This is a genomic window from Paenibacillus tepidiphilus, from assembly GCF_008635795.1.
GTDB lineage: Bacteria > Bacillota > Bacilli > Paenibacillales > Paenibacillaceae > Paenibacillus_AQ > Paenibacillus_AQ tepidiphilus.
In genome coordinates this window covers 1-1,483 of sequence record NZ_VWRQ01000058.1, presented here as the reverse complement: position 1 = coordinate 1,483, position 1,483 = coordinate 1, and the positions used below count along the sequence as shown (strand labels likewise).

The window sequence follows — 1,483 nt, the reverse complement described above, 5'->3', positions numbered from 1 at the left end:
CCACTAGCGTTGCATTAACCCTGACATGCATTTAGATTCTGTTTATTTTAGTATTTAAAGGGATGTTTTAACATTTATTTTTGGCTGCCAAACTAAAAAGGAATAGTGGTATAAATGCTAGGCACTTGTTGTCAATTTCATCCATATTTTGTGTGTGAATTACTTTTTACTGGGCCGGAGTTCACCTACCGTTGTTCGTAAGATCTTCGGCTTCGGTTGGGCTCCAGGTGGTCTTCCTTTGGAGGTCTTGCGTGGCCTAAATAGCTCTTGTTCCAAAGTCGACCACGGCAGATACACATAGACTCGCATGAGTCTAAGCAGTTGCCAGGACGTTGTTTTACACGCCAATGAGGCATTTACTTCTTGTACCAGAAGCGCCGTAATTAAAACCAGAAACAGCTGGTTCCAAATCGCCTGTGGCTTGTAGCTGTGCACATGCACGGTCGACAAATGCTGCTTCATCCATTTAAAAAACAACTCGATGAGCCAGCGGCATTTATAAATCTGGGCAATCTCTTCTGCTGACAAATCCCAGATTGAAGTCACGAGCCGGTAGCGACGTCCCTGCTCATCCGTGAATTCAATGAGTCGTAACAGATGCTTGTTGGTGCGAGGAGCACTGCCCATTTGAACCACGGCGTCCCGGAGAATTCGGCTTCCCAACTTCACTGAAGACTCCTCCACAATTGTGGTGAATGCGCGGTCCCGCAGACGCATGACGAACCGGATGTTGTCCTGGCTCCACGCCTCCATCCTTTTGTAGTCATCGTAGCCCCGGTCCATGACATAAGTCGTGTCTGAAGGAACGACGAGGTGAAGCGCACACGCCCGGTCTCCGACATTGGCTGTAGTAGGCACCATAGCATCGGGGAAAACGGTGTCCGGCGAAGCAGCGACGAGACGCAAATGCATCTTGACGCTGCTGGCCTTACGGGTCACTTGCGCCCAGTTTCCAAGGTGTAAGGGCAACGAAATCGTAGAGGCATCCACGATGCTCAATTTCCCAATAGTTTTGGAAACCCCGCTACAGGCTGCTGTCCGCCTTTTAGCGCGTAGGGCCAGTTGCTGGAAGATGTGCTCGAGCAGCTCGGTGGGCAGACGATCCAGGGAACGGGACAGTTGGGAGCCACTAATATGGTCCAAGTGAAACAGGCACTGCAACTCCGTTTGTGCACGGATATGCGCTTCAATTTCGCGGTAAGAAGACCACTGGTTCATCTGGGCGGCAACAAAAATGAAGATGCTTTTCATCACGGTAAGCTTTTTGGTGTAGTAATCGAACACGGTCCGATCCAAAACGTGGATCGGAAGCAAAGATAAGAATTGACGTATGACCGAATTTGCATTAACGTTATCCATTGAGGACTCCTTTGTAAGGGGGTATGGACAACGTGCCTACCTTCTTACAATAGGGTTTTTTTTCATTTATGGACAGTTAGTTTATACCATTCGGCTAATGTTAGCTTTTATGCAACGCTAGTGG

General features: G+C 48.5%; 1 protein-coding gene. It reads right to left on the bottom strand.

Annotation, left to right across the window (positions count from 1 at the left end; translation table 11 throughout):
• Positions 1-159 precede the first annotated feature (159 nt).
• Positions 160-1,359: an IS4 family transposase gene (locus tag F1379_RS29445; RefSeq protein WP_150276042.1), complete on the bottom strand. Its 1,200-nt coding sequence runs from the start codon at positions 1,357-1,359 to the stop codon at positions 160-162.
• Positions 1,360-1,483: the final 124 nt, after the last annotated feature.

Excerpts from the sequence above, each read along its gene's own strand:
- F1379_RS29445 (WP_150276042.1), bottom strand. The coding sequence starts at position 1,359 with ATGGATAACGTTAATGCAAATTCGGTCATACGTCAATTCTTATCTTTG.